This is a genomic window from Streptomyces tricolor (assembly GCF_002155905.1).
In the GTDB taxonomy this organism is placed as follows: domain Bacteria; phylum Actinomycetota; class Actinomycetes; order Streptomycetales; family Streptomycetaceae; genus Streptomyces; species Streptomyces tricolor.
Genome location: NZ_MUMF01000766.1, coordinates 1 through 2,210, shown reverse-complemented (window position 1 = coordinate 2,210; position 2,210 = coordinate 1). Strand labels below are relative to the sequence as shown.

General features: G+C 74.9%; 2 protein-coding genes and 1 pseudogene. 1 reads left to right on the top strand and 2 read right to left on the bottom strand.

The window, feature by feature from the left end:
- Window positions 1-614, bottom strand: a pseudogene (locus CCN44_RS44765) (hypothetical protein); the annotation flags it as partial.
- 170 nt (window positions 615-784) lie between these two features.
- Window positions 785-1,024 carry a chaplin gene (locus tag CCN44_RS39100; protein WP_059249630.1) on the bottom strand — a complete coding sequence of 80 codons (240 nt, stop codon included), beginning with the start codon at window positions 1,022-1,024 and terminating at the stop codon, window positions 785-787.
- A 547-nt stretch (window positions 1,025-1,571) separates the two neighbouring features.
- Between CCN44_RS39100 and CCN44_RS39095 the strand changes: the two genes are divergently transcribed.
- The coding region (locus CCN44_RS39095; protein WP_143650344.1) for a glycosyltransferase family 4 protein at window positions 1,572-2,210 on the top strand (639 nt) is incomplete at its 3' end.

Here is a 2,210-nt window from a genome sequence, read left to right as displayed (position 1 = left end):
GGAGACGCGGGGGCGGTCGGCGTGGCGGAGGCCGCGGGAGACGCCGGCTTGGCCGACGTGGACGAAGCGGCCGGCGCGGTCGGGGTCGCGGCTGCCGCGGGTGAGGCGGGCTTCGCGGACGTCACCGGGGAGGCGGTCGCCGTCGGCTTGGCGGGTGCCGTGGGCGTCGCGGCCGTGGTGGGCGCCGCAGGCTTCGCCGCCGTCGCCGGTGCCGTGGGCTTCGCCGCCGACGTAGGTGCCGCAGGCGTCGTGGGTGCCGTGAGGGACGCGGGTCGTGCCGGTACCGCCGGCCGGAGAGGGGCCGTCGGGGCGGTGGCGGCCTTGGCGACGGCCGCCTTGGCCGCCTCGCCCAGTCCTCTGGCCTCGTCGGCGGGGAGCCGGCCCTCCAGCGACCGGTTGAGCAGGTCGATGACCGGATGGAGCGCGGAGTCGGTGTCGGCCAGCGCTCTGACCTGGGCGAGCAGCCTCTCCTTCTCCGCTGCCGGGACAGGCGCCCGGCTGGCGGCGCGGTCGTGCTCCCGGACCGCGGCGACGGCGGCCGGGCCGGTGATGCCGACCAGGACGGCCGCGCAGAGGACGGTGGACGCGAGACGCCGGGCAGGCAGATCACGCATGGGTGTTCCTTTCGGTGAACAGTGGGACCTGAGCCCACCGTCAGTTCACCGATCGCCCTCCGCAACCGCTCGCCCACACCAAGTGACCCGTCCGGGGAGCAGAACCGGCCGTCCGCCCCGCGACGGATGCACGCGGGGCGGACGGCCGGCCGAAGGGTCGCGACCCGACGTCAGTCGTTGACGCAGGTGTTGCCGAACGCCGGGTTCAGCAGGCCGACGATGTCAATGGTGTTGCCGCACAGGTTGATCGGGACGTGGATCGGGACCTGGATGGCGTTGCCCGACAGCACGCCCGGCGAGTGGGCGGCGACGGCGCCCGAACCGGCGTCGGCGGAAGCCACGCCGGCACCGCCGGCGACGGCCGCGACGGCGGCGGAGGTCAGGACCAGGCCCTTCGCGATACGCGACATGGAGAGGTGCTCCTTGGAGATCGACACAAACATCCGGGCGGGATGCCCGGCGTTGTGTCAACGCGCGGCACTCCCGGGAGTTGTGCCGCCAATGGAGTGATCCACGGACGGAACGCCTTCACATTTCCGACACACTTGCCCTGTTTCTCCTGATTGGTGCGGCCGCCGACTAGAGTTGCGGACCCTCCGGCCGCCGCCGGAGTCGGCGCGGGCGACCCGCGCACACTCTCCTCCGCCCTCCGGCGTACGCCCGTCGCACCGAGCGGCCACACCGGTCCACCGAACGACGTAGCGAACTCCACGCTCAGCGAACCGGGCGACGTACCGGCCGGGCGGGTTCCGGCCTACGGCCGCACGCTCTGTCACGGCTCCGAGGTGTCCGATCTCGGTCCGGCTCCGCACGGCGGCGGTGACCAGCCGGGCTCACTGCTCGTTTCACCACGCGGACGCGGCGTGGGCCGGCGCACGCTTCGTCGCCGTAACACGCAGAACTGACAGGCGCGTTCACGACCGCAGTCCCGAGCGCCCCGAGCGAGGTACCCCGCGCATGCACCAGTCAGCACCCGCCCATCGACCCCGGGTCCTGCACCTCGCACAACCCGTCGACGGCGGTGTCGCCCGGGTCGTGCTCGACCTGGCCCGGGCGCAGCTCGCGGCGGGCCTGCGGGTCACGGCGGCCTGTCCCGGCGGGCCGCTGGCCGCCGGCCTGCGGGAGCTGGGCGCCGACGTCCGGGAGTGGCGGGCGGGCCGGGCCCCGGGCCCCGCCCTGCCGGGCGAGGTACGGCGGCTCGCACGCCTGATCGAGGAGGTACGGCCCGAACTGGTGCACGCGCACAGCGCCAAGGCCGGCCTGGCCGCGCGTCTCGCCGTCCGCGGGCGCGTTCCGACCGTGTTCCAGCCGCACGCCTGGTCCTTCGAGGCGGTCGGCGGCCTCACCGCGGCGCTCGCCCTGCGCTGGGAGCGGTGGGGCGCCCGCTGGGCCGACCGCGTGCTGTGCGTCAGCGAGGCAGAGCGCACGACAGGACTGCGCGCCGGAGTACGCGCCGCGTACACGGTCGTCCCGAACGGCATCGACACGACCCGCTTCACACCGGCTCCGCCCACCGCCACGGCAACCCCTCCTCACCGACCGGATCACCCCACCGCCCCGGCAGCCCCCTCGCCCGCCCCGCGACTCGCCGTCGGC

Coding starts and splice junctions, on each gene's coding strand:
- CCN44_RS39100 (WP_059249630.1), bottom strand. CDS start 1,024: ATGTCGCGTATCGCGAAGGGCCTGGTCCTGACCTCCGCCGCCGTCGCG.